This window comes from Gordonia sp. UBA7599, from assembly GCA_002477755.1.
Lineage (GTDB): Bacteria > Actinomycetota > Actinomycetes > Mycobacteriales > Mycobacteriaceae > Gordonia.
Window position 1 is genome coordinate 1 of sequence record DLKD01000069.1, and the last position, 409, is coordinate 409.

A 409-nucleotide genomic window follows, 5' to 3' on the forward strand; every position below is an offset into this window, starting at 1 on the left:
CGGCGGTGTCGGCCAGCGCGGCGAACGCATCGGCCGGCTGCAGATCCGACCGCTCAACCGCGTCGAGCGCGAGCTTCTCGGTCACCGGGTTCACCTTGCCGGTGATCAGCGTGCGCAAGAGTCCGACGCGGTCGGCGACAGGGCGGGCACGATCGGACAGCGCCTGCTCCAGTTGCGGGTCACCGGCTACGATGCGGCCGAGTCGGAACAACTCGTCCTCGACTGCCCCGCCCTCGTCGGCCGCCGCCGCCGATCGCAGGAGTGCCTGGACTCCGAGGTCGTGTAGGCCGGAGGCCAGGTCCGTCGAAGTCGACCACTGTGCGCCTGCCGCCGCTGCGACGACGGCGCTGGTCGCGTCGCCGACCTTGCCGGCCAGGACAGCGCGGGCAACAGCGGCTCGTTCGGCGGG

At 72.4% G+C, this 409-nt stretch carries 1 pseudogene; it reads right to left on the minus strand.

Annotation, left to right across the window (positions count from 1 at the left end):
• Positions 1–409: pseudogene (locus B4L26_RS08705) on the minus strand (F0F1 ATP synthase subunit delta); the annotation flags it as partial.